This is a genomic window from Streptomyces tirandamycinicus (assembly GCF_003097515.1).
GTDB lineage: Bacteria > Actinomycetota > Actinomycetes > Streptomycetales > Streptomycetaceae > Streptomyces > Streptomyces tirandamycinicus.
Window position 1 is genome coordinate 5,659,326 of record NZ_CP029188.1, and the last position, 25,192, is coordinate 5,684,517.

The 25,192-nt window shown below is 73.1% G+C and carries 23 protein-coding genes; 5 read left to right on the forward strand and 18 right to left on the reverse strand.

Translation table 11 applies throughout. From position 1 onward, the window contains the following. Positions 1-65: 65 nt before the first annotated feature. Positions 66-2,186, reverse strand: a complete 2,121-nt coding sequence (glgX, locus tag DDW44_RS24695) for a glycogen debranching protein GlgX (RefSeq protein ID WP_018888583.1) — start codon at positions 2,184-2,186, stop codon at positions 66-68. 768 nt (positions 2,187-2,954) lie between these two features. Between glgX and DDW44_RS24705 the strand changes: the two genes are divergently transcribed. Together DDW44_RS24705 and DDW44_RS24710 are read left to right on the forward strand one after the other, a co-directional pair. Continuing rightward, on the forward strand, positions 2,955-4,199 hold the full coding sequence (locus tag DDW44_RS24705) for an SAV2148 family HEPN domain-containing protein (protein WP_026281446.1): 1,245 nt from the start codon (positions 2,955-2,957) through the stop codon (positions 4,197-4,199). 141 nt (positions 4,200-4,340) lie between these two features. Then, on the forward strand, positions 4,341-5,045 hold the full coding sequence (locus DDW44_RS24710) for a 3'-5' exonuclease (protein WP_108908936.1): 705 nt from the start codon (positions 4,341-4,343) through the stop codon (positions 5,043-5,045). 106 nt (positions 5,046-5,151) lie between these two features. Here the strand turns inward: DDW44_RS24710 and DDW44_RS24715 are convergent, their stop codons facing one another. Then, positions 5,152-6,003: a phosphotransferase enzyme family protein gene (locus tag DDW44_RS24715; protein WP_208648005.1), complete on the reverse strand. Its 852-nt coding sequence runs from the start codon at positions 6,001-6,003 to the stop codon at positions 5,152-5,154. 573 nt (positions 6,004-6,576) lie between these two features. On the opposite strand from DDW44_RS24715, the gene DDW44_RS24720 reads away from it, so the two are divergent. Together DDW44_RS24720 and DDW44_RS24725 are read left to right on the forward strand one after the other, a co-directional pair. Beyond that, a complete protein-coding gene (locus DDW44_RS24720) occupies positions 6,577-7,815 on the forward strand; it encodes a S8 family peptidase (protein WP_108907789.1) in 1,239 nt (412 codons plus the stop codon). Between the two features lie 77 nt (positions 7,816-7,892). Continuing rightward, a complete protein-coding gene (locus DDW44_RS24725) occupies positions 7,893-8,453 on the forward strand; it encodes a DUF1697 domain-containing protein (protein ID WP_017944706.1) in 561 nt (186 codons plus the stop codon). Positions 8,454-8,547: 94 nt separating this feature from the next. On the opposite strand, the gene DDW44_RS24730 is transcribed toward DDW44_RS24725, so the two are convergent. Further along, positions 8,548-8,739: a DUF4236 domain-containing protein gene (locus DDW44_RS24730; protein ID WP_017944705.1), complete on the reverse strand. Its 192-nt coding sequence runs from the start codon at positions 8,737-8,739 to the stop codon at positions 8,548-8,550. 139 nt (positions 8,740-8,878) lie between these two features. On the opposite strand from DDW44_RS24730, the gene DDW44_RS24735 reads away from it, so the two are divergent. Then, complete coding sequence (locus tag DDW44_RS24735; RefSeq protein WP_017944704.1) at positions 8,879-9,343, forward strand: hypothetical protein; 465 nt, start codon at positions 8,879-8,881, stop codon at positions 9,341-9,343. Between the two features lie 108 nt (positions 9,344-9,451). On the opposite strand, the gene DDW44_RS24740 is transcribed toward DDW44_RS24735, so the two are convergent. The 15 genes from DDW44_RS24740 to DDW44_RS24805 form a co-directional block, all read right to left on the reverse strand. After that, positions 9,452-10,240: a sirohydrochlorin chelatase gene (locus DDW44_RS24740; protein WP_108907790.1), complete on the reverse strand. Its 789-nt coding sequence runs from the start codon at positions 10,238-10,240 to the stop codon at positions 9,452-9,454. A 9-nt stretch (positions 10,241-10,249) separates the two neighbouring features. Continuing rightward, entirely contained in the window at positions 10,250-11,164 is a 915-nt protein-coding gene (locus DDW44_RS24745; RefSeq protein WP_017944702.1) for an ABC transporter permease, read from the reverse strand. Next, on the reverse strand, positions 11,151-11,942 hold the full coding sequence (locus DDW44_RS24750) for an ABC transporter ATP-binding protein (RefSeq protein ID WP_017944701.1): 792 nt from the start codon (positions 11,940-11,942) through the stop codon (positions 11,151-11,153). The genes DDW44_RS24745 and DDW44_RS24750 overlap by 14 nt, the downstream gene beginning before the upstream one ends. Before the next feature lie 42 nt (positions 11,943-11,984). Continuing rightward, the gene (locus tag DDW44_RS24755) at positions 11,985-13,094 is read right to left on the reverse strand and encodes an aliphatic sulfonate ABC transporter substrate-binding protein (protein WP_108907791.1); all 1,110 of its coding nucleotides are present in this window, start codon (positions 13,092-13,094) and stop codon (positions 11,985-11,987) included. A 246-nt stretch (positions 13,095-13,340) separates the two neighbouring features. Then, positions 13,341-14,690: a sulfate adenylyltransferase subunit 1 gene (locus DDW44_RS24760; RefSeq protein WP_017944698.1), complete on the reverse strand. Its 1,350-nt coding sequence runs from the start codon at positions 14,688-14,690 to the stop codon at positions 13,341-13,343. Between the two features lie 2 nt (positions 14,691-14,692). Continuing rightward, positions 14,693-15,631: a sulfate adenylyltransferase subunit CysD gene (gene cysD / locus DDW44_RS24765; protein ID WP_017944697.1), complete on the reverse strand. Its 939-nt coding sequence runs from the start codon at positions 15,629-15,631 to the stop codon at positions 14,693-14,695. Next, entirely contained in the window at positions 15,628-16,161 is a 534-nt protein-coding gene (cysC, locus tag DDW44_RS24770; RefSeq protein WP_026164788.1) for an adenylyl-sulfate kinase, read from the reverse strand. Before cysC ends, cysD begins: the two co-directional genes overlap by 4 nt. A 146-nt stretch (positions 16,162-16,307) precedes the next feature. After that, positions 16,308-17,018, reverse strand: coding sequence for a phosphoadenylyl-sulfate reductase (locus DDW44_RS24775; RefSeq protein ID WP_017944695.1), 711 nt, complete (start codon positions 17,016-17,018; stop codon positions 16,308-16,310). Next, a complete protein-coding gene (locus DDW44_RS24780; RefSeq protein WP_018888594.1) occupies positions 17,015-17,194 on the reverse strand; it encodes a hypothetical protein in 180 nt (59 codons plus the stop codon). The genes DDW44_RS24775 and DDW44_RS24780 overlap by 4 nt, the downstream gene beginning before the upstream one ends. A gap of 88 nt (positions 17,195-17,282) precedes the next feature. After that, positions 17,283-18,980, reverse strand: coding sequence for a nitrite/sulfite reductase (locus DDW44_RS24785; protein ID WP_108907792.1), 1,698 nt, complete (start codon positions 18,978-18,980; stop codon positions 17,283-17,285). Between the two features lie 150 nt (positions 18,981-19,130). Further along, positions 19,131-19,214, reverse strand: coding sequence for a putative leader peptide (locus DDW44_RS33585; RefSeq protein WP_352105732.1), 84 nt, complete (start codon positions 19,212-19,214; stop codon positions 19,131-19,133). 293 nt (positions 19,215-19,507) lie between these two features. Continuing rightward, entirely contained in the window at positions 19,508-20,074 is a 567-nt protein-coding gene (locus tag DDW44_RS24790) for a GNAT family N-acetyltransferase (protein ID WP_026164787.1), read from the reverse strand. Between the two features lie 216 nt (positions 20,075-20,290). Continuing rightward, positions 20,291-21,673 (reverse strand): FAD-binding oxidoreductase, encoded by a 1,383-nt coding sequence (locus tag DDW44_RS24795; protein WP_108907793.1) that lies wholly within the window; start codon positions 21,671-21,673, stop codon positions 20,291-20,293. Between the two features lie 188 nt (positions 21,674-21,861). Further along, a complete protein-coding gene (locus tag DDW44_RS24800) occupies positions 21,862-23,151 on the reverse strand; it encodes a helix-turn-helix domain-containing protein (protein WP_108907794.1) in 1,290 nt (429 codons plus the stop codon). Positions 23,152-23,518: 367 nt separating this feature from the next. Further along, entirely contained in the window at positions 23,519-25,192 is a 1,674-nt protein-coding gene (locus DDW44_RS24805; protein ID WP_108907795.1) for an acyl-CoA dehydrogenase family protein, read from the reverse strand.

Genomic DNA, 25,192 nt, shown 5'->3' on the forward strand with positions numbered 1-25,192 from the left:
GCCCGCACCGGACGCCCCCGCCCGCGCACCGCGGGCGGGGGGCGCCGCCGCTCCTGGAGCACGCCCTACGCGGGCCGCCGCAGCACCGTCAGACTGCGGCTGATCATCCTGATCCGCTCGCCCGCGTCCACCTTCGGTCCCTGCCCCGGGGGGACGCCCTCGGGCCGGGCGGTGTCGACCACGACCTGCCACTGCAGCCCGTGGTCGACCGGAACGGCGAAGTCCAGGTCCTCGTCGCTCGCGTTGAACATCAGCAGGAACGAGTCGTCGGAGATCCGCTCGCCGCGCGGCCCCGGCTCGGAGATGGCGTGGCCGTTCAGGAAGACCGTCAGGGCCCTGGCGTGGGCGGCCTGCCAGTCCCGGGACGTCATCTCCCCTCCCTCCGGGGTGAACCAGGCGATGTCGGAGAGCTCGTCGTGGGTGCCCTCCACCGGCCTGCCGTGGAAGAAGCGCCGCCGCCGGAACACCTGGTGGTCGCGGCGCAGCCACACCATCGCGCGGGTGAAGGCGAGCAGTGTGCCGTCCTGGTCGGCCGTCGACTCCGGCCAGCGCACCCAGGTCAGCTCGTTGTCCTGGCAGTACGCGTTGTTGTTGCCCCGCTGGGTGCGGGCGAACTCGTCGCCGTGGCTGAGCATCGGCACGCCCTGCGACAGCATCAGCGTCGCGATGAAGTTGCGCATCTGGCGGTTGCGCAGCTCCCGGACCTCGCCGTCCTCGGTCTCGCCCTCGGCACCGCAGTTCCAGGACCGGTTGTGGCTCTCCCCGTCCCGGTTGCCCTCCCCGTTGGCCTCGTTGTGCTTCTCGTTGTACGAGACGAGGTCGTGCAGGGTGAACCCGTCGTGGCAGGTGACGAAGTTGACGGAGGCGAGGGGGCGCCGGCCGTCGTCCTGGTACAGGTCGGAGGAGCCGGTGAGCCGGGACGCGAACTCGGCGAGGGTGCGCGGCTCGCCCCGCCACAGGTCCCGCACGGTGTCCCGGTACTTGCCGTTCCACTCCGTCCACAGCGGCGGGAACTTGCCGACCTGGTAGCCGCCCTCGCCGACGTCCCACGGCTCGGCGATCAGCTTCACCTGGCTGACCACCGGGTCCTGCTGGACCAGGTCGAAGAACGACGACAGCCGGTCCACCTCGTGGAACTGCCGTGCGAGCGTCGCCGCCAGGTCGAAGCGGAAGCCGTCGACGTGCATCTCGGTCACCCAGTACCGCAGCGAGTCCATGATCAGCTGGAGCACGTGGGGCGAGCGCATCAGCATCGAGTTGCCGGTGCCGGTCGTGTCCATGTAGTACCGCCGGTCCTCGGTGAGCCGGTAGTACGAGGCGTTGTCGATACCGCGGAACGACAGGGTCGGGCCGAGATGGTTCCCCTCGGCCGTGTGGTTGTAGACGACGTCGAGGATGACCTCGATGCCCGCCTGGTGCAGCGCCCGCACCGCGGACTTGAACTCCAGGACCTGCTGGCCGCGGTCGCCCCAGGACGCGTAGCTGTTGTGCGGGGCGAAGAACCCGATGGTGTTGTAGCCCCAGTAGTTGCCCAGGCCGGCGTCGACCAGCCGGTGGTCGCTGACGAACTGGTGCACCGGCATCAACTCCAGTGCCGTGACGCCCAGTTCCGACAGGTGCGAGATCACCTCGGGGTGGGCGAGCCCCGCGTACGTCCCGCGGAGTTCCTCGGGCAGCGCGGGGTGCAGCATCGTCAGGCCCTTGACGTGCGCCTCGTAGATGACGGTGCGGTGGTAGTCGGTGCGCGGCGGGCGGTCGTCACCCCAGTCGAAGTACGGGTTGACCACGACCGACGCCATCGTGTGCGGAGCGGAGTCGAGATCGTTGCGCGAGTCCGGTCTGCCGAAGTGGTAGCCGTAGACCGCCTCCCCCCAGTCGATACGGCCGCTCATCGCCCGCGCGTACGGGTCGAGGAGCAGTTTCGCGGAGTTGCACCGCTGCCCGTGCTCGGGCTCGTACGGGCCGTGCACCCGGAAGCCGTACCGCTGTCCGGGCATCACGCCCGGCAGGTAGGCATGGCGCACGAACGCGTCGGTCTCGCGGAGCTCGACCGCGGTCTCGGAGCCGTCGTCGTGGAGCAGACACAGCTCGATTCGGTGCGCGGCCTCTGAGTAGACCGCGAAATTGGTGCCGGCGCCGTCGTACGTGGCACCGAGTGGATACGCCTGTCCCGGCCAGACCTGCATAGATAAGACTCTTCCACTTCTGATCCGGGTGCGGGGGACCTCTTCGGCCAGATCCTCCCCGAAAGTTGCGCAACCTCCTAGGACTCACCGCCGTCCTACCGGGTGACCGCGGGTGCGAGGGGGCCCACCCGCTCGGCACGCCGATGCGCCGCCACCTGCGCAATCCGGTGCCGGCGACCGCCATTGCGGTGACGGTACGGCCGTCGGGGCCGCCTGGGCCGCCGTCACCCTGCCGGACACGGCGGGGAGCCCGGGCGGTACGCCGAGCCGGCCGGGCACCTGCTCCCGGAGGGCGGGGGCGCCGTGCCGCCGCGCCACGCGGCCGCCCCGTGGGGCCGCCGGAGGCACCGTCCGGTGCGTCAGGGCGCGGCCGTCGCCCGCACCGCCGGGGAGGCCGGAAACCGGTCCCGTGAGGGGTCCGCCGTGCCACGGCACCGCGGCCGCGGACCGGACGCCGGCATCGTCGGCGCAAGCGTCAACGTCGAGCCGCCCGCCTACCCGGACGTGTGAGCCCTCCTCGGCCTCCCCTCCGCCGCCCGGACCGGGACCGGCGGCCGGCGCCCGTCCAGCGGACCGGCTTCCCGCGCGCACCCAGGGACGTCGCGGCTATGAATCCGCTCACCCAGGCGGACCCCGGCGACCGGAACGGTGCGCCACCGTCCGGGAGTTGAGCGAAGAGCCTGTGGATCCTGCTGCACCGCGTCCCGCTACCGGAGTACCCTTCCTTGATCGTTGAAGACGGTGTGCGGAGCAGAAGGCGGTGCGCGGGTGAGCTCCGGAGGGCTTGAGCTACCCCCAGGTGACACGGGTCACGACGGGGACTCCTCCGACGCGCCGCCGGGCGCGGTCTCGCTCGCCCGGCCGGTGGACTCGGGATCCGAGATCGGGCCCGAACTGGACTGGAGCGCGGACGCCTGGAGCGAGGTGCGCACCCGCGCCCAGCGGGCGGGGCGGGCGTACATCTGGCTGAATCTGGTCGAACAGCGGCTGCGCGCCGTCGTGGCCGCGGTGCTGAGGCCCATCTACGAACCCGTGCACGGCGAGGAGTGGGTCGTCGCCGCGGCGGGCCCGGCCGGTCAGGAGTGGGTCCAGCGGGCCGTCGCCGTACGGGAGGTCAGCCGCCGCAAGGGCTACCTCCTCGACCCGGCCGACGACAACGTCCTCAGCTTCCTCACCCTGCCGCAGCTGCGGGAACTGATGGTCCAACACTGGCCGTGCTTCGAGCCGTACTTCGACGACCGGCGCGATGTCGAACTCGCGCTGGACGAACTGGAGGTCGCGCGGAACGTCGTCTCCCGCAACCGGGCGCTCAACGAGACGGTGCTGGCCCAGGCCGAACGGGCCTCGGCACGGCTGCTGGAGATCCTCGGCAGCGGCGCCGGCGTGCCGTCCGCCGACCGGCTCCCGGTGGACGCGGTCGAGGACCTGGTGGGAGACCGGTACGCGGACGTGGTCTCCATCCACCCCGACCGTGTGCGGCTGCAGCGGCAGCTCCCCGCGGAGGACCTGTTCGGCGGCGCCCGGCGCCTCGACGCCGTCGGCATAGGCCTCAATCTGCTGGTGCAGAACTTCTCCGGGCGCCGGCTGGTGCGGCTGGCGGAGTCCGGCTGCCGGGTACGGCTGCTCTTCCTCAACCCGGCCAGCAGCGCGGTGAAGCGGCGCGAGCGCGAACTCGGGCTGCGGAAGGGGGAGCTGAGCCGCTCGGTGGAGATGAACATCCTCCACACGAGGCGGGTGCGCTCCCGGCTCCGCGACCCGGGGGCGTTCGAGATCCACGTCTTCGACGAGACGCCGCGCTTCACCGCGTACCTCGTCGACGGGGACGGGGCGGACGGACTCGCCGTGGTCCAGTCGTACCTCCGGCGGGCACGCGGCATGGAGGCGCCGGTGCTGGTCCTGCGCGGCGGGGGCCGGCCGGTGGTGAGATCGGGTCAGGACACCGAGCACGGGCTGTTCCAGACCTACCGTGAGGAGTTCGAGTCGGTGTGGGCCGACTCCCGGCCGGTGTCCTGAACCGGCCGGGGTCCCGGGCCGGGCCGCGGGTACCGGCGGACCGGGGAACGCCCACGGGGTGCACGCGGCGGACGGCCCCTGGAACGGTGTCAGTGCCGCGTGCGAGAGTTCTTCGTCAGCAGGACCGACAAGGGGGGACGGATGACCTGGCACCGCGAGCCGCTGGTGGGCTTCGACCTGGAGACGACGGGCACGGACCCGCTCTCGGCACGGATCGTCACGGCGGCGGTCGTCACGGTGGACGGCGACGGCACCGTGCAGCGGCGCACCTGGCTGGCGGACCCGGGCATCCGCATCCCGGCCCAGGCCACGGCGATCCACGGCATCAGCAGCGAACGGGCGGCGGCGGAGGGCCGCCCCGCCGGGGACGTCGCCGCCGAGACGGCGGCGGCGCTGGCCGGGTACTGGGCGCGGGGCGTGCCGGTGGTGGCGTACAACGCGGCCTTCGACCTGACCCTGCTCGCCGCCGAACTGCGACGGCACGGACTGCCGCCGCTCCGGGACCCCGCGCCGGTCGTCGACCCCTACACCATCGACCGCGCGATCGACCGCTACCGGCGCGGCAAGCGCACACTGGAGGCGGTCTGCGCGGAGTACGGCGTGGTCCTCGACGACGCGCACGAGGCGTCGGCTGACGCCCTGGCGGCCGTCCTGGTCGCCCGCGCGATAGCCGACCGGCACCCGTCCGTCGCCGCGCTCACCCCCTCCGACCTCCACGCCCGACAGATCCGCTGGTACGCGGAATGGGCCGCGGACTTCCAGTCGTTCCTCCGCCGCAAGGGCGAGAAGGACGCGGTCGTCGACGGCACCTGGCCGCTGCGCGCCCCGGCGGCCGTCCCCGGCTGAGCTGAGCGCGCCCGGCAGCCCGTGCGCCCTCGCGCGCCCCGCCCGTCGCCGGCGGACCGCGTCGGCCCGGTCCACACGCGAGGACCGGCACCGCGGCCCGGGACCGTCAGAACGGGTGCCAGCGGGCCTCCGGGTCGCCCTCGCGCAGTGACGCGACACGGCGGCGGAACTCGGCCAGGGCCCGGGGGTTCGTGGGGGCGTGCTGAGCCACCCAGGCGCAGCTCGCCGTCTCCCGGGCGCCGCGCAGCACCGTGCAGCCGTCCCATTCGCGGACGTCCCACCCGTAGGCGCGGGTGAACGCCTCGTACGCCGCCGTGCCGAGCCCGTAGCGGTCGCGGGCGAGGACCAGGACGACCAGGTCGTGCTCGCGCAGATCGGAGGAGAAGGTCTCCAGGTCGACCAGGATCGGACCGCCGGGCCCGACCAGTACGTTGCGGGGGAGCGCGTCGCCGTGGATCGGCCCGGGCGGCAGGTGCGGCGTGAGCGCGTCGACCGCCGCCGCGAAGCCGTCCCGGCGGGAGCGCAGATAGGCCGCGTCCGCCGCGTCGATCGCGTCGCCGGCGAGCCGCAGCCAGCGCTCCACGCCCCCGAGCAGTTCCCGCCGCGGCAGCGCGAACGGCGCCTCCGGCAGTGTGTGCACCCGCCGCAGCAGCGGCGCCAGATCACACGGCTCGGCCGGGCGCACGGCCTCCGGCAGCCGGTGCCACACCGTCACCGGATGGCCCTCCACCAGGCGTGCCTTCGGCTCCGCGGCCCGCACCGCCGGGATGCCCACCGCGGCCAGCCACTCGGACACCGCCAGCTCGCGCTCCGCGCGGTCCAGCAGATCGGCGCTCCGCCCGATCCTCACCACGGTGTCGCCTGCCGCGAACACCGCGTTCTCGCCGAGCGCCAGCAGCTCCCCGTTCCGCGGCAGTCCGGCCGCCGCCAGCACCTCCCGCGCACGTGTCTCGTCCATGGCGCGCATTGTCGCATCCGCGCAGGTGGGGGCGGCTGGCAGGGAACCGGCGCACCGACGGGGCGTCAGCGTGACGCAGAGAGGGGCGGTCTGCGCCCTCGCGCTGCGGCCTCCTCCCGGCGGGCCGCCGTGCAGTGACCGCCATGGGCCTTCGGCGGAGCGTAAACCTCCCTTGCGGATCAAGCCGATCCTCCCGGACGCTCCGGGCCACTCACGGCGGTTCACGGCGGTTCCCGCTTCCCGGGAGGCTTTCGGCCGTGCGCCGATGCGCGACCTCCGCGCCCGGCGGCATGCGGGGCGGCGTATACCCGTATGCGCCGAGGAAACGCGCCGATTACCGCATGGGCACAATTCCTTGACGCCGATTCCGTGTTTGTGGAGGGATTTCGACCGCATGCACGCATGGTGAAGTCCTGGCCGATTCCCTACGCCACACCCCTGTTGATCACGTCACAGCCGGATGAAGGTATTGATCTCGGACCGTGAATCGGTCAGGGTTTCGACTCAGTCCCGGAAGGTCTTCCTTCCCAGGGCCAATCCCCCCACAAATAATGACGAGGAGAACCCCTCTTCATGGCATCTCACAAGCGCACCACCAGGGTCAGGCTCACCGCGGCGATAACCGCCGTCGCCGCTGCCGCCGGAGTGACCGTCCTCGGCACCTCGTTCGCCGGCGCGGCCCCCGCGCCGGCCGAGGGAAGGATCTACGGTGCGAATGCCGCCGGCGCCGTCGCCGGCAGCTATGTCGTCCTGCTGGCGGACAAGGCGAACGGCAAGGCGAACGGCACAGCGGCCGCGAAGGCGGACAAGAAGGAACTCGCCGAGGAGTACGGCGGCTCGCTTCGGCGCGACTACAGCTCCGCCGTGAACGGCTTCTCGGCCAGCGGCCTTTCGGAAACCGAGGCCAGGCGTCTCGCCGCCGACCCGGCCGTCGACAAGGTCGTCCAGAACAAGAGGTTCACGGCCAGCGCCACCCAGGTCGACCCGCCGTCGTGGGGCCTGGACCGCGTCGACCAGGCCGACACCGCCGGGGACGGCGCGTACACCTACCCCGACGGAGCGGGCGAGGGCGTCACCGCGTACGTCATCGACACCGGGGTCCGCATCACGCACAAGGACTTCGAGGGCCGCGCCGGCCACGGCTTCGACGCCATCGACAACGACGGCACCGCCGACGACGGCAACGGGCACGGCACACATGTCGCCGCCACCATCGCCGGTGCCGCCCACGGCGTCGCCAAGAAGGCGAAGATCGTCGCCGTGCGCGTCCTCGACGACAGCGGCTCGGGCACCACCGAGCAGGTCGTCGCCGGCATCGACTGGGTCGCCGCGAACCACCAGGGCCCGTCCGTGGCCAACATGAGCCTCGGCGGCGGAGCCGACCCCGCGCTCGACGAGGCCGTACAGAAGGCCATCGCCTCCGGCGTCATCTTCGGTGTCGCCGCGGGCAACGAGTCCAGCGACGCGGGCCAGGGCTCACCGTCACGGGTCAAGGAGGCCATCACCGTCGCCTCCTCCACCAAGGACGACAAGCAGTCCGCGTTCTCCAACTTCGGCTCGGTCGTCGACCTCTACGCCCCGGGCTCGGACATCACCTCGGCGTGGAACGACGGCGACGAGGGCACCAAGACCATCTCAGGCACCTCCATGGCGACCCCGCACGTGGTCGGCGCGGCCGCGGTCTACCTCGCCGGACACCGGGACGCCACTCCGGACCAGGTCGCCAAGGCCCTGACGGACGCCGCCACCCCCGACAAGATCGGCAACCCGGCCGAGGGCACCCCCAACAAGCTGCTGAAGGTCGTCGAGTAGCCGACCGGCCGACAGCATGATCCGGCGGCCGCCGCGCCCTCCCCCACGGGGCACGGCGGCCGTCCTATGGTGTGCGCATGGCGAAGACCCACGCGTACGCCGCGCTGCTGCGCGGCATCAACGTCGGCGGCCACCGCAAGGTTCCGATGGCCGACCTGCACAGCCTGGTGACGGACCTCGGCCACGGCCATGTGCGCACCTACCTGCAGAGCGGCAACGCCGTGTTCACCAGCGAGACGGACGACGAGGACGGGCTCGCCCGCGGCATCGAACGCGCCGTCGAGGAGCGCTTCGGCTTCACCGTGGACTGCCTGGTGCGGGGCGGGCCGTACCTCGCCTCGGTCGTCGGGGACTGCCCCTTCCCGGCGGGACGGCTCGACGGCAGGCAACTGCACGTCACCTACTTCTCGGAGCGCGTCGAACCGGAGCGGTTCGCCCGCGTCGACCGGGACGCCCATCTGCCGGAGGACTTCCGGCTCGGGGACCGTGCGCTGTACCTCTACACCCCGGGCGGCATCGGCCGCTCCAGGCTGGCCGACGCGCTGGCACGGGCCAGTGTGAGCAAGGGTCTCGTCGCCACGACCCGCAACTGGAACACCGTCGTCAAGCTCGCGGAGATGACCGGAGACCCGGCCTGAGCCGGCCTGACCCGGGCGGCCCCGCGCCGCGTCCGTCAGCGCCTTAACGCGCCCAACCCGCCCGTCAGCGCCGCGTGCGTGCCCAACGCGCCCGTCAGCGCCGCCGGAAGTCGCGGTGCCAGCGGAAGCCGCCGGGCAGCCGCACCGACGCCCTGCCGTGGCCACCGCTGCCCCGGGTGATGTGGGCCCGGCGGGTGCCGAGGCTCAGGGACCAGCCGTGCGTACCGATGTTCAGGTGCAGCAGCCTCGGGACGAGCGTGATCCGCTTGTGGAAGTAGAGCGACATGTCGGCCTCCTCGCAGCCATCATGCGCTGCCGGCTCGGCGTGTACGTCACAGCGGCGCCACGGTCGTGTCACCGCGGGGGCGGGGACGGTGGCCCGCCCGGGAGGACGGCTGTCGGTGTCGCGTCCTATCGTCGGTTCCATGTACGACGACGGTGACGGGCCGCCGCGCCCGGGCGGTGCGCGCGAGGCGCGGGCACGGGCCGCCGAGGTGCGCGTCGCGTTCGAGGGCATGCTGCAGATCCGCCGGCTGACCGGTGCCGGCGCCGCCGACCCCGAGGCGGTGCCCGCGCCATGGGAACGAGGGCGCATGGTCCGCGCCGTGGCGCTCGCACTGGAGGCGGCCGGCATCGCGCCCTCGGCCGTGGACGCCGATTCGGGGCAGCGGGTGGCCACCGGATACCGCGTGGCCGGGGTCCCGGACGAACCGGGCGCGGTCAGGGTCGAATGGCTCGGACCGCACGGCAGCGGGGCCGCCGCGGAGGAGGAGGGCGCCCTCGCCGACTGCGCCCGGGTACTGGGGCGCCTCGGCTGGGACGCCCTGGTGTACCGCGGGCGGAGCCGGCGCCGCTTCGTCGAGGTCCGTCCACCTCATCCCGGAGGCTGAACGACCGGGCCTGAGGCGGAACGGGCCGGGGCCTGGAACCGGACGGGCCGGGGCCGGGTCGGCGCCCGGCGCGAGCGGCCGGGTCGGCGCCCGGCGCGGGCGGGACCCTCAGCCGGTGGCGGCGAGGCGGGGCACGGCCCGGGCCTCGTCGTACCGGCGCAGCATCAGCCGGGCCAGCTCCGGTGACGGTCCGAGCACATCGGCCAGCACATCGGCACCGGCTGCCCGGGCGCCGTCCGCGATCCGGTCCGGCAGCCGGCCGGGGGCGATGACGTACGGTGCCACCGCCACCCGGTCCACGCCCTCGGCGCGCAGCGCCCGCACCGCGTCCTCGGTACGCGCCGGGCTCGCGGACGTCACGGCGGAGGCGAACGCGGGCCGTACGGCGCACCAGCCGGTGTGCCGCAGGTCCCGCGCCATGGCGGTGAGCACCGCGACGGCCTCCGGGTCGGAGGAGCCCGCCGAGGCCAGTACGACCCCCGTCGCGCTCCTGTCGGCGGGGGTCAGCCCGGTCTCGTACAGCCGCTGCTCGACCGCGTCCAGCAGGAGCGGGGACGGGCCGAGCACCCCCGACTGGGTGATCCGGAGCCGCGGATACCGGGCCCGCGCCTCGTTCAGCACGGACGGGATGTCCGACTTCGCGTGGAAGGCGCGGGTCAGCAGCAGCGGCAGTGCGACCACCTCTCCCACCCCGTCGTTCGCCATCCGCTCCAGGACCTGCGGCACGGTCGGCGCGTTGAAGTCCAGGAACGCCGTGCTCACCCGCACCTCGGGCTGCTGCGACCGCACCTGCCGTACCAGGGCGTGCACGGTCGCGGCATGGCGCGGGTCGCGGCTGCCGTGGGCGACGACGAGCAAGGCGGGGCGGGCGAGACGGGAGGGGCGGGTGCCGTGCATGGGATCAGCTCAGCTCTTGACCAGGAGCCCGCGGCTGCGGAGCACCCAGCGCTCCAGCGGGCTGAAGACGAGCAGGTCGACGGCGACACCGACGATCAGGATGAGGACGATCGCCAGGAACACGCCGGGCATGTCGATGTTGTTGCGGCCGTTCTCCAGCAGCTGCCCGAGCCCGAGGCCCAGGTCGGGGGAGGAGGCGATGATCTCGGCCGCCATCAGCGAGCGCCAGGAGAACGCCCAGCCCTGCTTCAGACCGCCCAGATAGCCCGGCAGGGCGGCCGGCATGACGATGTGCCAGGTGCCCTTCAGTCCGGTGGCGCCGAGAGTCCGCCCGGCCCGCAGGAACAGAGGCGGCACCTGGGTGACCCCGGACACCAGCCCGTTGGCGATCGACGGCACCGCGCCGAGCAGGATGACCGCGTACATCATCGAGTCGTTCAGGCCGAGCCAGATGACGGCCGGCGGCACCCACGCCACCGACGGGAGCGACTGCAGGCCGGACAGGATCGGGCCGATCGCGGCACGGACGAAGGCCACCCGCGCCACCAGCAGACCCAGCGGGGTGCCGATGGCAAGGGCCAGCAGGAACCCGAACAGACCGCGCGACACGCTGGTCCAGATGACGTCGAACAGGGTGCCCTGCAGCCACATGTCGGACACGCCCGCCCACACCGCGGACGGGGCCGGCAGCTTGTCCTCGGTGGTGACCCGCGCCGAGACGAGGATCTGCCACACCGCGAGGACGAGGGCGACCGCCACGATCGGCGGTACGGCCTTCTTCAGCAGGACCTCGCGCACGGGCGTGCGGCGGACCTCGACGGCGTCGAGGGCGTCCAGGCCGGCCTCCAGACCGGCGAGGTCGTCCGGACCGGCGGGCGACCCGCCCGCCTTGGCGACGCCGGCGCGGGCTTCAGTGCTGGCCATGTCGGCGGATCTCCCCACGCAGTTGTTCGGTGATCTCGACGGACAGGTCCGCCACGGCGGCGTCCTCGATACGGCGCGGCTGCGGGATGTCCACGGTCCACTCGCGGGCCACCCGGCCGGGACGTGAGGACAGCAGGACCACCCGCTGGGCGAGCCGGACCGCCTCCCGGACGTTGTGCGTGACGAAGAGCACCGACACGTTGGTCTCGCGCCAGATCCGGGTCAGCTCGTCGTGCAGCACGTCCCGGGTGATGGCGTCGAGCGCCGCGAACGGCTCGTCCATCAGCAGCAGGTCGCTGTCCTGCGCGAGGGCCCGGGCCATGGCGACCCGCTGGCGCATGCCGCCGGACAGCTCGTGGACGCGCTTGCCGTGCGCGCCGCCGAGCCGGACCAGCTCCAGCAGCCGCTCCGCCTCCTCGCGGCGCCCGGCCTTGGGGACCCCGCGCAGCCGCAGGGCCAGTTCGATGTTCTTGCCCGCGGTGAGCCACGGGAACAGGGCGTGCTCCTGGAACATCAGGGCGGGCCGCCCGCCGGGCGTCTCGATGGACCCGGTGGTCGGCCGGTCCAGCCCCGCGACCAGGTTGAGCAGGGTGGACTTGCCGCATCCCGACGCCCCCAGGATGGTGACGAACTCGCCGGGGGCGACATCCAGGCTGATGTCGTCCAGGACGAGCTGCGATCCGGCCGGACCGCGGAAGGACTTCGAGACGTGCTCGATCCTGGCGGCGTGCGACACCGCGGTGGTGTCCTCGGCGGCCTCGGCGAACGTGGTGGCCATGGTCGTCACCTCCTGGGAAGTTTCGGGTTCGGGAACGTGCGGCTACGGCGCGCCGAGACCGGCGTCGGAGACCTCGGGCCTGCCCTCGGCCCTCAGCACCTTGTTCAGCAGCGTCAGGTCGTAGATGCCGTCCAGGTCGGGGTCGTCGATGAGCCCGGCCTTCACCGCCCATCCGGACTGCGTCCTGAGCGTGGCGGCCAGCGGGTCGTCCGTGACCCGGATGCCCGGCCAGGCCCGGTCGACGACCTCCGGGGGGAGCGCCTTGCCGGTCTCGGCCTTCAGCGCCGCGTTGGCGGAGTCCTTGGCCTTGTCCGGGTTGGCGCTGATCCAGGCGTTCGTCCTCACCGTGCCGCGGAGCACCGCCTCGACGACGTCCGGGTGCTCCTTGAGGAACGTCTGGGAGACCACCACGTTGGTGATCACGAACTTCCCGCCGGGCCACAGCGCGGCCTCCTCCAGGAGGACCTTCGCGCCCTCGGAGACCAGCTTGGACGCGGTCGGCTCCGGTACCCAGGCGCCGTCGATGGAGCCGGACTTGTAGGCGTCGGGGGTGATCTTGCCGTCCGTGCGGACCACCGAGACGTCGCCCTTGCCGCTCTCCGCGTCGACCTTCCAGCCCTTCCCGGACACCCAGTTCAGGAACGCGACGTCCTGGGTGTTGCCCTTCTGGGGGGTGGCGATCCGCTTGCCCCTGACGTCGTCCGGGGTCTTGATCCGGTCCGGGTTGACGACGAGCTTCACGCCGCCGGACGCGGAACCGGAGATGATCCGCAGATTCCGGCCCTCGGACTTCACATACCCGTTGACCGCGGGCGACGGGCCGATGAAGCCGATGTCCAGCGAGCCGCCGTTGAGGGCCTCGATCGCGGACGGGCCCGCGTTGAAGGCCTGCGGCGAGAGCCTCGTACCGCCGAGTTCCTTCTGGATCAGGCCTTCCTGGACGCCGACGAGGGCGGTGGCGTGGGTCAGGTTCGGGAAGTAGCCGATGCGGACGGTGTCGGCGGACAGCTTCGGGCCCACCGCGGCCACTCCGGACGTCCTGTCGTCCTTGGCCTGGGAGCCGTAGCCGCAGGCGGTGGCGGCCAGGGCCAGCAGGGGGAGGGCGGCGGCAGCGGCGAGACCGCGGCGCAGGCGCGTACGGGATGCTGGCACGGGAGGCTTTCCTCTCGGGGACCCGGTCGTCACGTCCCCCGGTCGTACCGGGTGGTGCGGGACGCGGCCGGGGAGTCGGCGGGTCGGTGTCTTCGTCTGTCGGGCGGGCGGGGCGTCGCGGCGGTCCTCGGGTACGTCGCGCCGGTCACCGGGCACATCGCGTGACCCCTCCGGAACCCGCGCCGAGCACACCGCTGCCCACTCGGCCGCCCTCCTTGGCGAAGGTCGCGTACACGTCGGCCGCCATCAGAAGTCCCACCCCTCGTCCCCCTCGCCGTCCTGGACCGCGGCGGCCTCGGCGGTGGCGAAGGACTCGCCCGCCATGCCGGCCGCCAGGGTGGTGCCGTCCGCCGGGTCGATCAGCAGGAAGGACCCGGTGCGGCGGGAGTCCGCGTAGGAGTCGAGCGCCAGCGGCTCGGCGGTGCGGACCCGCACCCGGCCGATGTCGTTGGCCACCAGCCGCCCGGGGGCCGGGTGCTGGGACAGGTCGTCGAGCGTCAGCCGCGACGGGATCTCCTTGACGATCGCCTTCACCGTGCGGGTGGTGTGCTTCAGCAGCACCCGTGCGCCCACCGTGAGGGGTGTGTCGGCGACATGGCAGACCGTGGCCTCGACGTCCTGCGAGGTCGCGGGCGCGTCGTGGCTCGGCACGATCAGGTCGCCGCGGGAGACGTCGATGTCGTCCTCCAGCAGCAGCGTCACCGACTGCGGGGTCCAGGCCACGTCCACCGGCTCGCCCAGCAGGTCGATCCCCGCGATCGTCGACGTCCGGCCCGACGGCAGCACGGTCACGCTCTCGCCGACGCGGAACGTGCCGGCCGCGATCTGGCCCGCGTACCCCCGGTAGTCCGGGTGCTCCGCGGTCTGCGGGCGGATCACGTACTGCACCGGGAAGCGCGCGTGGCAGGTCGCCAGATCATGGCTGACCGGCACGGTCTCCAGGTGCTCCAGCACCGTCGGGCCGCCGTACCAGTCCATGGTCGCGGACGGGTCCACGACGTTGTCGCCGGCGAGCGCCGAGATCGGGATGGCGGTGATCTCCGGGACGCCCAGCTCGCTCGCGTAGGCCGTGAACTCCTCGGCGATGGCGGCGAAGACCGACTCCCGGTAGTCCACGAGGTCCATCTTGTTCACGGCGAGGACGACGTGCGGGACGCGCAGCAGCGCGGCGATCGCGGCGTGCCGGCGGGTCTGCTCGACCACGCCGTTGCGGGCGTCGACCAGGATCACGGTCAGCTCGGCCGTCGAGGCGCCGGTGACCATGTTCCGGGTGTACTGCACATGCCCGGGGGTGTCGGCGAGGATGAACCGCCGCCGCGGCGTGGCGAAGTAACGGTACGCCACGTCGATGGTGATGCCCTGCTCCCGCTCGGCGCGCAGGCCGTCGGTGAGCAGCGCGAGGTCGGGCGCCTCCTGGCCGCGGGAGCGGGAGGCGTGCTCGACCGCTTCCAGCTGGTCGGCGAGCACCGACTTGGAGTCGTGCAGCAGCCGGCCCACCAGGGTGGACTTGCCGTCGTCGACGGATCCGGCGGTGGCGAAGCGCAGCAGGGTGGTGGCCGACAGCTGCTCGGCCTGCTGCTCGGTGGAACTGGTCATCCCTAGAAGTACCCTTCGCGCTTGCGGTCTTCCATCGCCGCCTCGGACAGCTTGTCGTCGGCGCGGGTGGCGCCCCGCTCGGTGAGCCGGGAGGCGGCGATCTCGGCGATCACGGCATCGAGCGTGGTCGCGTCGGAGTCGACGGCGCCGGTGCAGGACATGTCGCCGACGGTGCGGTAGCGGATCAGCCGCTTCTGGACCGTCTCGCCGTCCTTCGGGCCGCCCCAGTCCCCGGCGGTCAGCCACATGCCGTTGCGGGCGAAGACCTCCCGCTGGTGGGCGAAGTAGATCTCCGGCAGCTCGATCCGCTCGCGCTGGATGTACTGCCAGACGTCCAGTTCGGTCCAGTTGGACAGGGGGAAGACCCGGACGTGCTCACCGGGGGCGTGGCGCCCGTTGTAGAGCTGCCACAGCTCCGGGCGCTGGCGCCGCGGGTCCCACTGGGAGAACTCGTCCCGCAGCGAGAACACCCGCTCCTTGGCCCGGGCCTTCTCCTCGTCGCGGCGCCCGCCGCCGAACACGGCGTCGAAGCGGTGCTGCTGGATGGCCTCCGTCAGCGGCAGCGTCTGCAGCGGGTTGCGGGTGCCGTCGGGCCGCTCACGGAGCACACCGCGGTCGATGTAGTCCTGTACGGAGGCCACATGGAGCCGCAGACCGTGTTGCGCGACCACACGGTCGCGGTACTCGATGACCTCGGGGAAGTTGTGCCCGGTGTCCACATGGAGCAGGGAGAACGGGACCGCCGCCGGAGCGAACGCCTTGAGCGCGAGATGCAGCATGACGATGGAGTCCTTGCCGCCGGAGAAGAGCACCACCGGCCGCTCGAACTCGCCCGCCACCTCGCGGAAGATGTGCACCGCCTCGGACTCGAGTGCGTCGAGGTGCGTCAGCGCGTACGGGCTGTCCGTGCTCCCGTCCACGGTGTCGATGCTGGTCGTCATGCCAGTCCCCTTCCGGTGAGCAGCGCGTGCAGCGCCTGGGCCGACTCCTGCACGGTCTGGGTGTGCGACTCGATCCGCAGATCCGGCGACTCCGGCTCCTCGTACGGATCGTCGACGCCGGTCAGGCCGCTGATCTCACCGGCCGCCTGCCTGGCGTACAGGCCCTTCACATCGCGTACGGAGCACACCTCCACCGGAGTGGCGACGTGCACCTCGACGTACGGCGTGCCCTCGGCGCCGTGCCGCTTGCGGACCGCCTCGCGGCTGTCGGCGTACGGGGCGATCACCGGCACCAGGACCTTCACGCCGTTGGACGCCAGCAGTTCGGCGACGAAGCCGATCCGCTGGACGTTGGTGTGCCGGTCCTCGCGGCTGAAGCCGAGGCCCGCGGACAGGAACTCGCGGATCTCGTCCCCGTCGAGCACCTCGACGCGGTGGCCCTCGCCGCGCAGCCGGCCGGCCAGCTCGTGCGCGATCGTGGTCTTGCCCGCGCTCGGCAGCCCCGTGAGCCAGATGGTGGCCCCAGTCACGTGCTTCTCCCGTTGGTTCAGGGTCGGTTCGTTCCGTCCGGCCGGTGCGGCGGCTTCGGCCGCTCGGGCGGGTCCGGCCGTGGCGGCCGCTTCGGCGGTTGCCGCCGGTCCGGCCGGGGCGGCCGGACGGCCGGTGGGTGTCGTCGTCATCCGTGGAGCCCGCACTCGGTCTTGGCGCGGCCCGACCAGCGGCCGGCCCGGGCATCCTCGCCCTCCAGCACCCGCCGGGTGCACGGGGCGCAGCCCACCGAGGCGTACCCGTCCATGAGCAGCGGATTGGTGAGGACGCCGTGTTCGGCGACGTAGGCGTCCACGTCGGCCTGGGTCCAGCGCGCGATCGGCGAGACCTTGACCTTCCGCCGCTTCTCGTCCCATCCGACGACCGGGGTGCCCGCCCGGGTCGGGGACTCGTCGCGGCGCAGGCCGGTCGCCCATGCGTCGTAGCCGGTGAGCCCTTCCTCGAGGGGCCTGACCTTGCGGAGCGCGCAGCACAGGTCGGGGTCGCGGTCGTGCAGCCGCGGGCCGTACTCGGCGTCCTGCTCCGCCACGGACTGGCGCGGGGTGAGCGTGATGAGGTTGACGTCCATCACGGCCGCGACCGCGTCCCGGGTGCCGATGGTCTCGGGGAAGTGGTAGCCGGTGTCCAGGAAGACCACGTCGACGCCCGGGAAGGCGCGCGACGCCAGATGCGCCACGACCGCGTCCTCCATGGACGAGGTGACGCAGAACCGGGGGCCGAAGGTCTCCGCGGCCCAGGTCAGGATGGAGAGGGCGGACGCCTCCTCGAGGTCCCGCCCGGCCCGCTCGGCCAGCGACTTCAGCTCGTCCCCGGTACGCGGGGCCCGTACCGCCGTCATATCGTTTCCCCTCCTCCGTCGTCGTGCCGGACACCGCGGGCGAGCAGCCCGAGGAACTTCAGCCGGAAGGCCCGGTTGCACGACGCGCACTCCCAGGCTCCGTGGCCCTGCTCGCTCGGACGCAGGTCCTCGTCGCCGCAGTAGGGGCAGTAGAAGGGGGCCGCTCGCTCGCTCATCGAACTGCTCCCTTCGCTTCTCCGCCGGCGCGGCGCAGGGGTGCGGGCCTCGCTGCCGGGTGCGGCCCGGCGGCCGCGTGCGCGTCGCTCATGACAGCGCCTCCTCGCCTGCCCGCGCCGCCCAGGCGGCGAAGCGCTCGCCGTCCTCGCGCTCCGCCTGGAAGCGCTTGAGGACGCGTTCGACGTAGTCGGGCAGCTCGGCGGAGGTGACCTTCAGCCCGCGGACCTTGCGGCCGAAGCCGGCCTCCAGCCCCAGCGCACCGCCCAGGTGCACCTGGAAGCCCTCCACCTGCTCGCCGTTCTCGTCCAGCACCAGCTGGCCCTTGAGACCGATGTCCGCCACCTGGATACGGGCGCAGGCGTTGGGGCAGCCGTTGATGTTGATGGTGATCGGCTCGTCGAACTCCGGCAGGCGGCGCTCCAGTTCGTCGATCAGCGAGGCGCCGCGGGCCTTGGTCTCGACGATGGCGAGCTTGCAGAACTCGATGCCGGTGCAGGCCATCGTGCCGCGGCGGAACGGCGACGGACCGACCCGCAGGTCCAGCGACTCCAGCGCCGACACCAGCGACCCGACCTGCGGCTCCTCGACATCGAGGACGATCATCTTCTGCTCGGCGGTGGTGCGGACCCGGCCCGAGCCGTGCGCCTCCGCCACCTCGGCGATCTTGGTGAGGGTGGCGCCGTCGACGCGGCCGACGCGCGGCGCGAAGCCGACGTAGTAGCGGCCGTCCTTCTGCCGGTGCACTCCGACGTGGTCGCGCCAGCGCTGCACGGGCTGCTCGGGGGCCGGGCCGTCGACCAGCGGGCGCTTGAGGTACTCGTCCTCCAGCACCTGGCGGAACTTCTCCGCGCCCCAGTCGGCGACCAGGAACTTCAGCCGTGCGCGGGTGCGCAGCCGGCGGTAGCCGTAGTCACGGAAGATCGAGATGACGCCCTCGTAGACGTCCGGGACCTCGTCCAGCGGCACCCAGGCGCCCAGCCGGACGCCGATCTTCGGGTTGGTGGAGAGGCCGCCGCCGACCCACAGGTCGAAGCCGGGGCCGTGCTCGGGGTGGTTCACCCCGACGAAGGCGATGTCGTTGATCTCGTGCGCCACGTCCAGCAGCGGCGAGCCGGAGACCGCCGACTTGAACTTGCGGGGGAGGTTGGAGAAGGCCTTGTCGCCGACGATCCGCCGGTGGATCTCCTCGATGGCCGGGGTGCCGTCGATGATCTCGTCCTCGGCGATGCCGGCCACCGGGGAGCCGAGGATGACGCGCGGGGTGTCGCCGCACGCCTCGGTGGTGGACAGGCCGACGGCCTCCAGCCGGTTCCAGATCTCGGGCACGTCCTCGATGCGGATCCAGTGGTACTGCACGTTCTGCCGGTCGGTGATGTCGGCGGTGCCGCGCGCGAACTCCTGGGAGATCTCGCCGATGACGCGCAGCTGCCCGGTGGTCAGCCGGCCGCCGTCGATGCGGACCCGCAGCATGAAGTACTCGTCGTCCAGCTCCTCCGGCTCCAGGATCGCGGTCTTGCCGCCGTCGATCCCGGGCTTGCGCTGGGTGTAGAGACCCCACCAGCGCATCCGCCCGCGGAGGTCGTTGGGGTCGATGGAGTCGAATCCGCGCTTGGAGTAGATCGTCTCAATGCGTGTCCGCACATTGAGACCGTCGTCGTCCTTCTTGAACTGCTCGTTGCCGTTCAGGGGCGTGAAGTGGCCAACGGCCCACTGACCCTCGCCGCGGTGGCGTCCGGCCTTGCGGCGGGGCGTGGCTGAGGCGGGCTTTCCGGGGGTGGCGGCCATGGCGGTTACGTCCTTCGGGACTGCGGGAGGGCGGCTCTGACCTGCACATGGGCGCCCGGGGGTACGGGAGGGCGCGGCGATGCGCGGTGGTCGGGGATCTCAGGGAACGCGGGTGGATCGGTGCCGGGGCCGAAGGCCCCCGGGGGGCACTCAGTCCGCGCGACACATGGCGCTGGACATGCGGCCGAGGTCGACGTGCCGCCGACTCACCAAGGCAATTCCAGCTCGAGACATGACGGAAGCGTGTCACGGGACGTGAGAACCAGTCCACCGCTATCCATAATGTGGACGAGAGTGTCTCGCATCGCGAGAGACTGTGTGGTGGGTCACATGACTCCGGGGCCGGGGGCCGCTTTGGGAGTCGTGCCGCTCCGGGGCCCGCTCGCCGGCCCGACCCCGAAGCGGCCCACGGCGGCCACCGGGCGCCGCCCGGCGGCCCCGTCCGGTGGCCCCGTCCGCCGTCCGTGCCGGTCAGCGCCGGTCAGCGCCGGTCAGTGCCGGTCAGCGCCGCCGGCCGGCCCCGCCGGTCAGCCGCGCGCGCCGGGCCAGGGTCCGGGGGTCGCGACCTCCGGCTCCTCCTCCACCTTGGTGTCGAACAGCGTGAAGCCGCGGCGCAGGTAGTTGTCCATGGCGTACGGGCCGTCCTTGGAGCAGGTGTGGAGCCAGACCCGCTTCGTCGGGGTACGTCCGGGCCAGCGCTCGGCGAGGTCCCAGGCGCGGGCGGTGCCGTACGTCAGCAGATGACCGCCGATCCGCCTGCCGCGGAACGCCGGGACGAGCCCGAAGTACACGATCTCCACGGCACCCTCGTCCTGCGCCTCCAGTTCGACGTAGCCGGCCGGCGTGCCCCGCTCGTACGCCACCCACGTCTCGACGCCGGGCCTGGTCAGCGTCTCCTGCCACTGGGCGTGGGTGAGGCCGAGCCGGTCGGTCCAGCGGATGTCCCCGCCCACGGCGGTGTAGAGGAACCGGCTGAACTCCGGCGAGGGGACCTCGGCGCGCACGATCCGTACGTCCCCCGCGGGCTCGGCGGCGGGGCGCAGGTCGGAGGGGGAGGTCTGCTCCAGGGACCACGTGGTCACGGTGATGCTCATGGCCGCCAGGGAACCACGGGCACCCCGCAGGGACAAAGGGGACCCCCTCCGGAGCTGCCGTCGTATCCCATCGGATCGCGCTTCCGCCGTTGTGCGCGGGCCGAGCGGGCCGAGCCCGCCGGGTGCGCGGGGCGGGGCGGCCGTTGTGTGCGGGCCCAGCGCGAGCCGGGCGCGCGGGGCGAGGCGGCCGGTGCGCGCGGGGCGGGTGCCGGGCGCTCAGGCGGGCGGGATGTTCTGGTTGGCGCGGAGGAAGTTGTCCGGGTCGTACCGGCGCTTGATCTCCCGGAGCCGGCCGTAGTGGTCCCGGTAGGTGGCCCGTACCCGGTCCTGGCCCTCGTCGGCGCCCATGAAGTTCACGTACGAGCCGCCCATGGAGAACGGGTGGAGGGCGTCCCAGTAGCCGGCGGCCCACTCCCTGACGCGGTCGGCGTTCGCCGGGTCCGGGTCGATGCCCGCGATGACCCCCGACCACACCGCGTCCCGGTAGGCCCACGCGGTGTCGCCGGGTGCCACGTCGTGGGCGGCGCCGTCGACGGGGTACAGGTGCATCGTCGACAGAGCCGTCGGCATGCTCTCCCCGTACTGCCGGTGCACGTCGATCGCGCCGTCCGCGATCCGGTCGAAGAAGTCGCCCCGCCAGTACCACTGCAGTCCCGCCGGGATCAGCCCGTCGAACATGGTCTGCAGCGCCGGATAGGGCATCGGCGCGGCGAAGTGGAACAGCGGCGGGGCCGGGTCGTTCACGGCGGCCAGGTCGCCGTCCGCCGCCGTCCGCTCCGGGTCGCCGGTCCGGCACCACACCACCCCGCACACCTTCCGCCCGTGGATCTCCTCGGGGAACGGCGGCCCCGGCGGCACGGACAGCAGGGCGAAGAACCCGTAGACGTCCCGGGGCGCGTCGGGGAGGAACGCGCGGTACCACTCCAGCACCTCGCGGGTGTTCTCCAGCGGCCACACGGTGATCGCGACCCCGACCGTGTGCACCGGGTGCAGCCGGTACGTGAAGGAGGTGACGACGCCGAAGTTCCCGCCTCCGCCGCGCAGGGCCCAGAACAGGTCGGGCCGCTCCTCCTCGGAGACCGTGACGAAGGTGCCGTCGGCGAGCACGACGTCCGCACCGATCAGATTGTCCGCCGTGAGCCCGTACCGGCGGGTCAGATAGCCGTGGCCGCCGCCGAGCGTCAGTCCGCCCGCGCCCGTCGTCGACATGATGCCCGCGGGGGTCGCCAGCCCGAAGCCGTGACCGGCGTGGTCGAGATCGCCGAGTACGGAGCCGCCGCCGACCCGCGCGGCGCGGGTCACGGGATCGACCCGCACCCAGCGCATCAGGGACAGGTCGAGCGTGAGGGCGCCGTCCACCAGGCAGAGACCGGGCCCGCTGTGGCCGCCGCCGCGGACGGCGAGCGGCAGGTCCCGCTCACGGGCGAACGTGACGGTCCGCATCACGTCGGCCGCGTCCACGCATCGCGCGAACGCGGCCGGCCGCCGGTCGATCATCGCGTTGTAGATCGCGCGGGTCTCGTCGTACCCGGGGTCCCGCGGACCCACCACCGGCCCGCGCAGGGCCTCGCGCAGCGCGTCGAGAGTGGCGCTGTCCATGTGTGCTCCTCGAAGGGCGCGCGCCCGGCTCCCACCCACCGTCGTCCGGTCCCACCGGTCGCACTGCGGATCAGGGGGCGCACCCCGCGGCATCCGGCGGGGGCGTCACGGCAGAGCCCGTCGGCCGCCGCGACGGCGCCCGAGGGCCGACGACTTCAGCCTGTCATCGGGCCCCGGGGGCCGCAACGTCAACCGGACCCGGACGCCGCCCGTGCCCGCACGACGGCCGGGGCCGAGGAGTGCGGCAGCAGGTCCGCCGGGTCGGCGGGGCGCACGACCTGCACGTCGACCTCGTCGCCGAAGCGGTACGGGCGGTGCGCCAGCACCCCCGACAGGTAGCGCCGGATACGTGACATCTCGGCGCGCACCGTCACCGTGCGCGTCGGGTCGCCGAACACGTCGCCCGCCAGCTCCGCGGCCGTGCGCCCCCGCGGGTGCGCCGCCAGCACGTAGAGCAGCTCCGCGTGGCGTGGGCTCAGCTCCCGGGCCCAGCCGCCGGCGGGCCCGGAGACCGAGACCGTCCAGCGGCGGTCGCGGCTCAGGTCGAGGACCACCCGGCTCGCGGACTCCACCGGGCGCGACTCGCCGGGGCGCACCAGCCAGCCCCCGGGCAGCGGTTCGACGGTGCACATCCCCAGCGACGGCAGCCACACCCGGCCCGCGCGGAACGACTTGGGCAGCGGCAGGCGGTCCACCGGCGCCATGCCGGTGGCGGCCGCCGTCCAGCCGTGCACGTCCACGGCGAGGGCCCGTCCGCCGACCCGGCAGAGGATGGGCGCGGCGACGGAGCGGAGCCGTTCGACCTGCCGCAGATGCCGTTCCCTCAGCTCCGCCTCGGCCAGCCGGGCCACCGACCGGACCAGCGCCAGGGTCGCCGGATGGAAGCTGGACGCCGGGCCGCTGACGTCCACGACGCCGAGCAGCCGGCCGTCGCGCGGGTCCTGCACCGGCGCGGCCGCGCAGGTCCAGTCGTGCAGGGTGTGGACGAAGTGCTCGGCCGAGTGGACCTGCACCGGCCGGCCGGCCGCGAGGGCGGTGCCGATGGCGTTGGTACCCGTGCTGTCCTCGCTCCAGGCCGCGCCCTCCTCCAGGCAGATGGTGCCGGCCTTCCGGAGCACACCGGCGTTCCCCTCCCGCCACAGCACCCGCCCCTGGCAGTCCGTCACCACCACGATCTGGAGGGAGGCGTCGGCGACCGCGGTGAGCCCGCCGCTCAGCGTGCCCATCACATCGCCGAGCACGGTGGACCGCCTGCGGTGCTCCAGTTCGTCGCGCCGGAGCAGCACACTGCTCGTGGAGCGGTCGGGGTCCAGCCCCAGCCGCATCATCCGCTGCCAGGAGGCGTCGATGACCGGCCGGGGCGGGACCGGCGGGCGGCGTCCGGCCAGCGTCGCCGCGTGCACCTGGTGCAGCACCCGGGCCGCTTGTGCGGCGTCGGCACCGCTCAGCCGTGACATGTCCAGAGCCGTGTTCCTCATCGGAAGCCCCCCGCCGTCGTCGGCGCCGATCGGCGCAGTTCGGTGGTGTGCGCGGTACGGCAGGCCGGTGCCCGGTGGTGTGGGGCCCGGCCGTGCCGCATCGGATCTGCCTGGTTCTGCTCGGTGCGCGCGTCGCCGCGGACCGTCCGGATCCATCGTGCCGTCTGCGTCCCGCGCCGGAGACGGAGTTCGGACATCCGCTGCAACGTTCTGCAACTCTGGCCAACGAGCGAGGGATGGGTGAAGGTGACATCAAGCGGCGGGTGGTGCCGTGTCGGCGCAGCACCACCCCCCGCTTTCGCGCAGGTCGGCCCCGCCGCGCGCACCGCAGGCGGATAGGCGCGGCCACCGGCGCGCGGGGCCGCTCTCACACCTCCACGCGCGCCCGTTCCACCACCGCCGCCTGGTTCAGCCCGTACGGCAGTGTCCCGAACGCCGACCCCCAGTCACCGCCCAGCCGCGAGGCGCAGAACGCGTCGGCGACCTCCGGTGGCGCCCAGCGCACCAGCAGCGACCCCTGCAGCACCAGCGCCATCCGCTCGGCGAGCCGCCGCGCCCGCACCTCCGCCGACCCCAGTTCCGCCAGTTCCCCCAGCATCCCCTTGATCGCTCCGTCCAGCCGGTGGTCGGCACCCCGGGCCAGACCCATTTCCCGGAGGAAGGCGTCCAGCGGCACCGGCTCCCGGCCGCTCCGCCCCGCGGCCCCGGGCGCGCTCCGCAGCGCCCGCAGCACGTCCAGCGCCTGGATGTTGCCCGACCCCTCCCACACGGAGTTCAGCGGCGACTCGCGCAGTAGCCGCGGCATCCCCGACTCCTCCACATAGCCGTTCCCGCCCAGGCACTCCAGCGCCTCGGCCACCACCGGAGTGCACCGCTTGGTGACCCAGTACTTGGCCGCCGGCACCGCGAGCCGCAGCAACGCCCGCTCCGACTCCGAGCCCCGGCCCGCCGCGTCGTACGCCGAGGCCAGGCGCATCGCCAGCACCGTCGCCGCCTCCGACTCCACCGCCAGGTCGGCCAGCACGTTGCGCATCAGCGGCTTGCCGGCGAGCGGGCCGCCGAACGCCCTGCGGTACGAGGCGTGGTGGACGGCCTGCGCCACCGCCTGCCGCATCAGCGCCGCCGAACCGAGCACGCAGTCCAGCCGGGTGGCCGCCACCATCCCGATGATGGTGGCCACCCCGCGCCCCTCCTCGCCGACCCGCCGCGCCCAGGTACCGGCGAACTCCACCTCGGCGGACGCGTTCGACCGGTTGCCCAGCTTGTCCTTCAGCCGCTGGATCGCGAACGCGTTCCGCGTCCCGTCGTCCAGCACCCGAGGCACCAGGAAGCAGGTCAGCCCCCCGGGCGCCTGGGCCAGCACCAGGAACGCGTCGCTCATCGGCGCCGAGCAGAACCACTTGTGCCCGGTCAGCTCGTACTCCCCGGCCACGGCCAGCGGCACGGCCCGGGTGGTGATCGCGCGGACGTCGCTGCCGCCCTGCTTCTCCGTCATGCCCATCCCGAACAGCACGCCCGGCTTCTCCGCGGCCGGGCGCAGACCCTGCGCGTACACCCCGGACGTCAGCCGCGGCTCCCACTCCGCCGCGAGCTCCGGGTCGGTGCGCAGCGTGGGCACCGCCGCGTGCGTCATCGACACCGGGCAGCCGTGCCCGGCCTCCGCCTGCGACCACACCAGGAACCCGGCCGCACGCCGCACATGCCCGCCGGGCCGCCCCCAGGCGTTCGTCAGCCCCGAGCCGACCGCCCTGCCCAGCAGCCGGTGCCAGGCCGGATGGAAGTCGACCTCGTCGATCCGGTTGCCGTACCGGTCGTGCGTGCGCAGCACCGGGGGATTGGTGTCGGCCTGGACGGCCCAGCGCTGCGCCTGGGCCGAGCCGGCGGCCCGGCCGAGCTCCGCCAGCTCCCGCCGCGCCACGTCCCGGACCGCGGGGTCGAGGTGCCGCTCGACCGCCTCGGCGAGCGCCCGGTCCGCCGAGAACACGTCGTACGCCACCAGGGGAGGGGGCTGGTTGGTCACGGTGTGGGTGCTGGTCGCCAT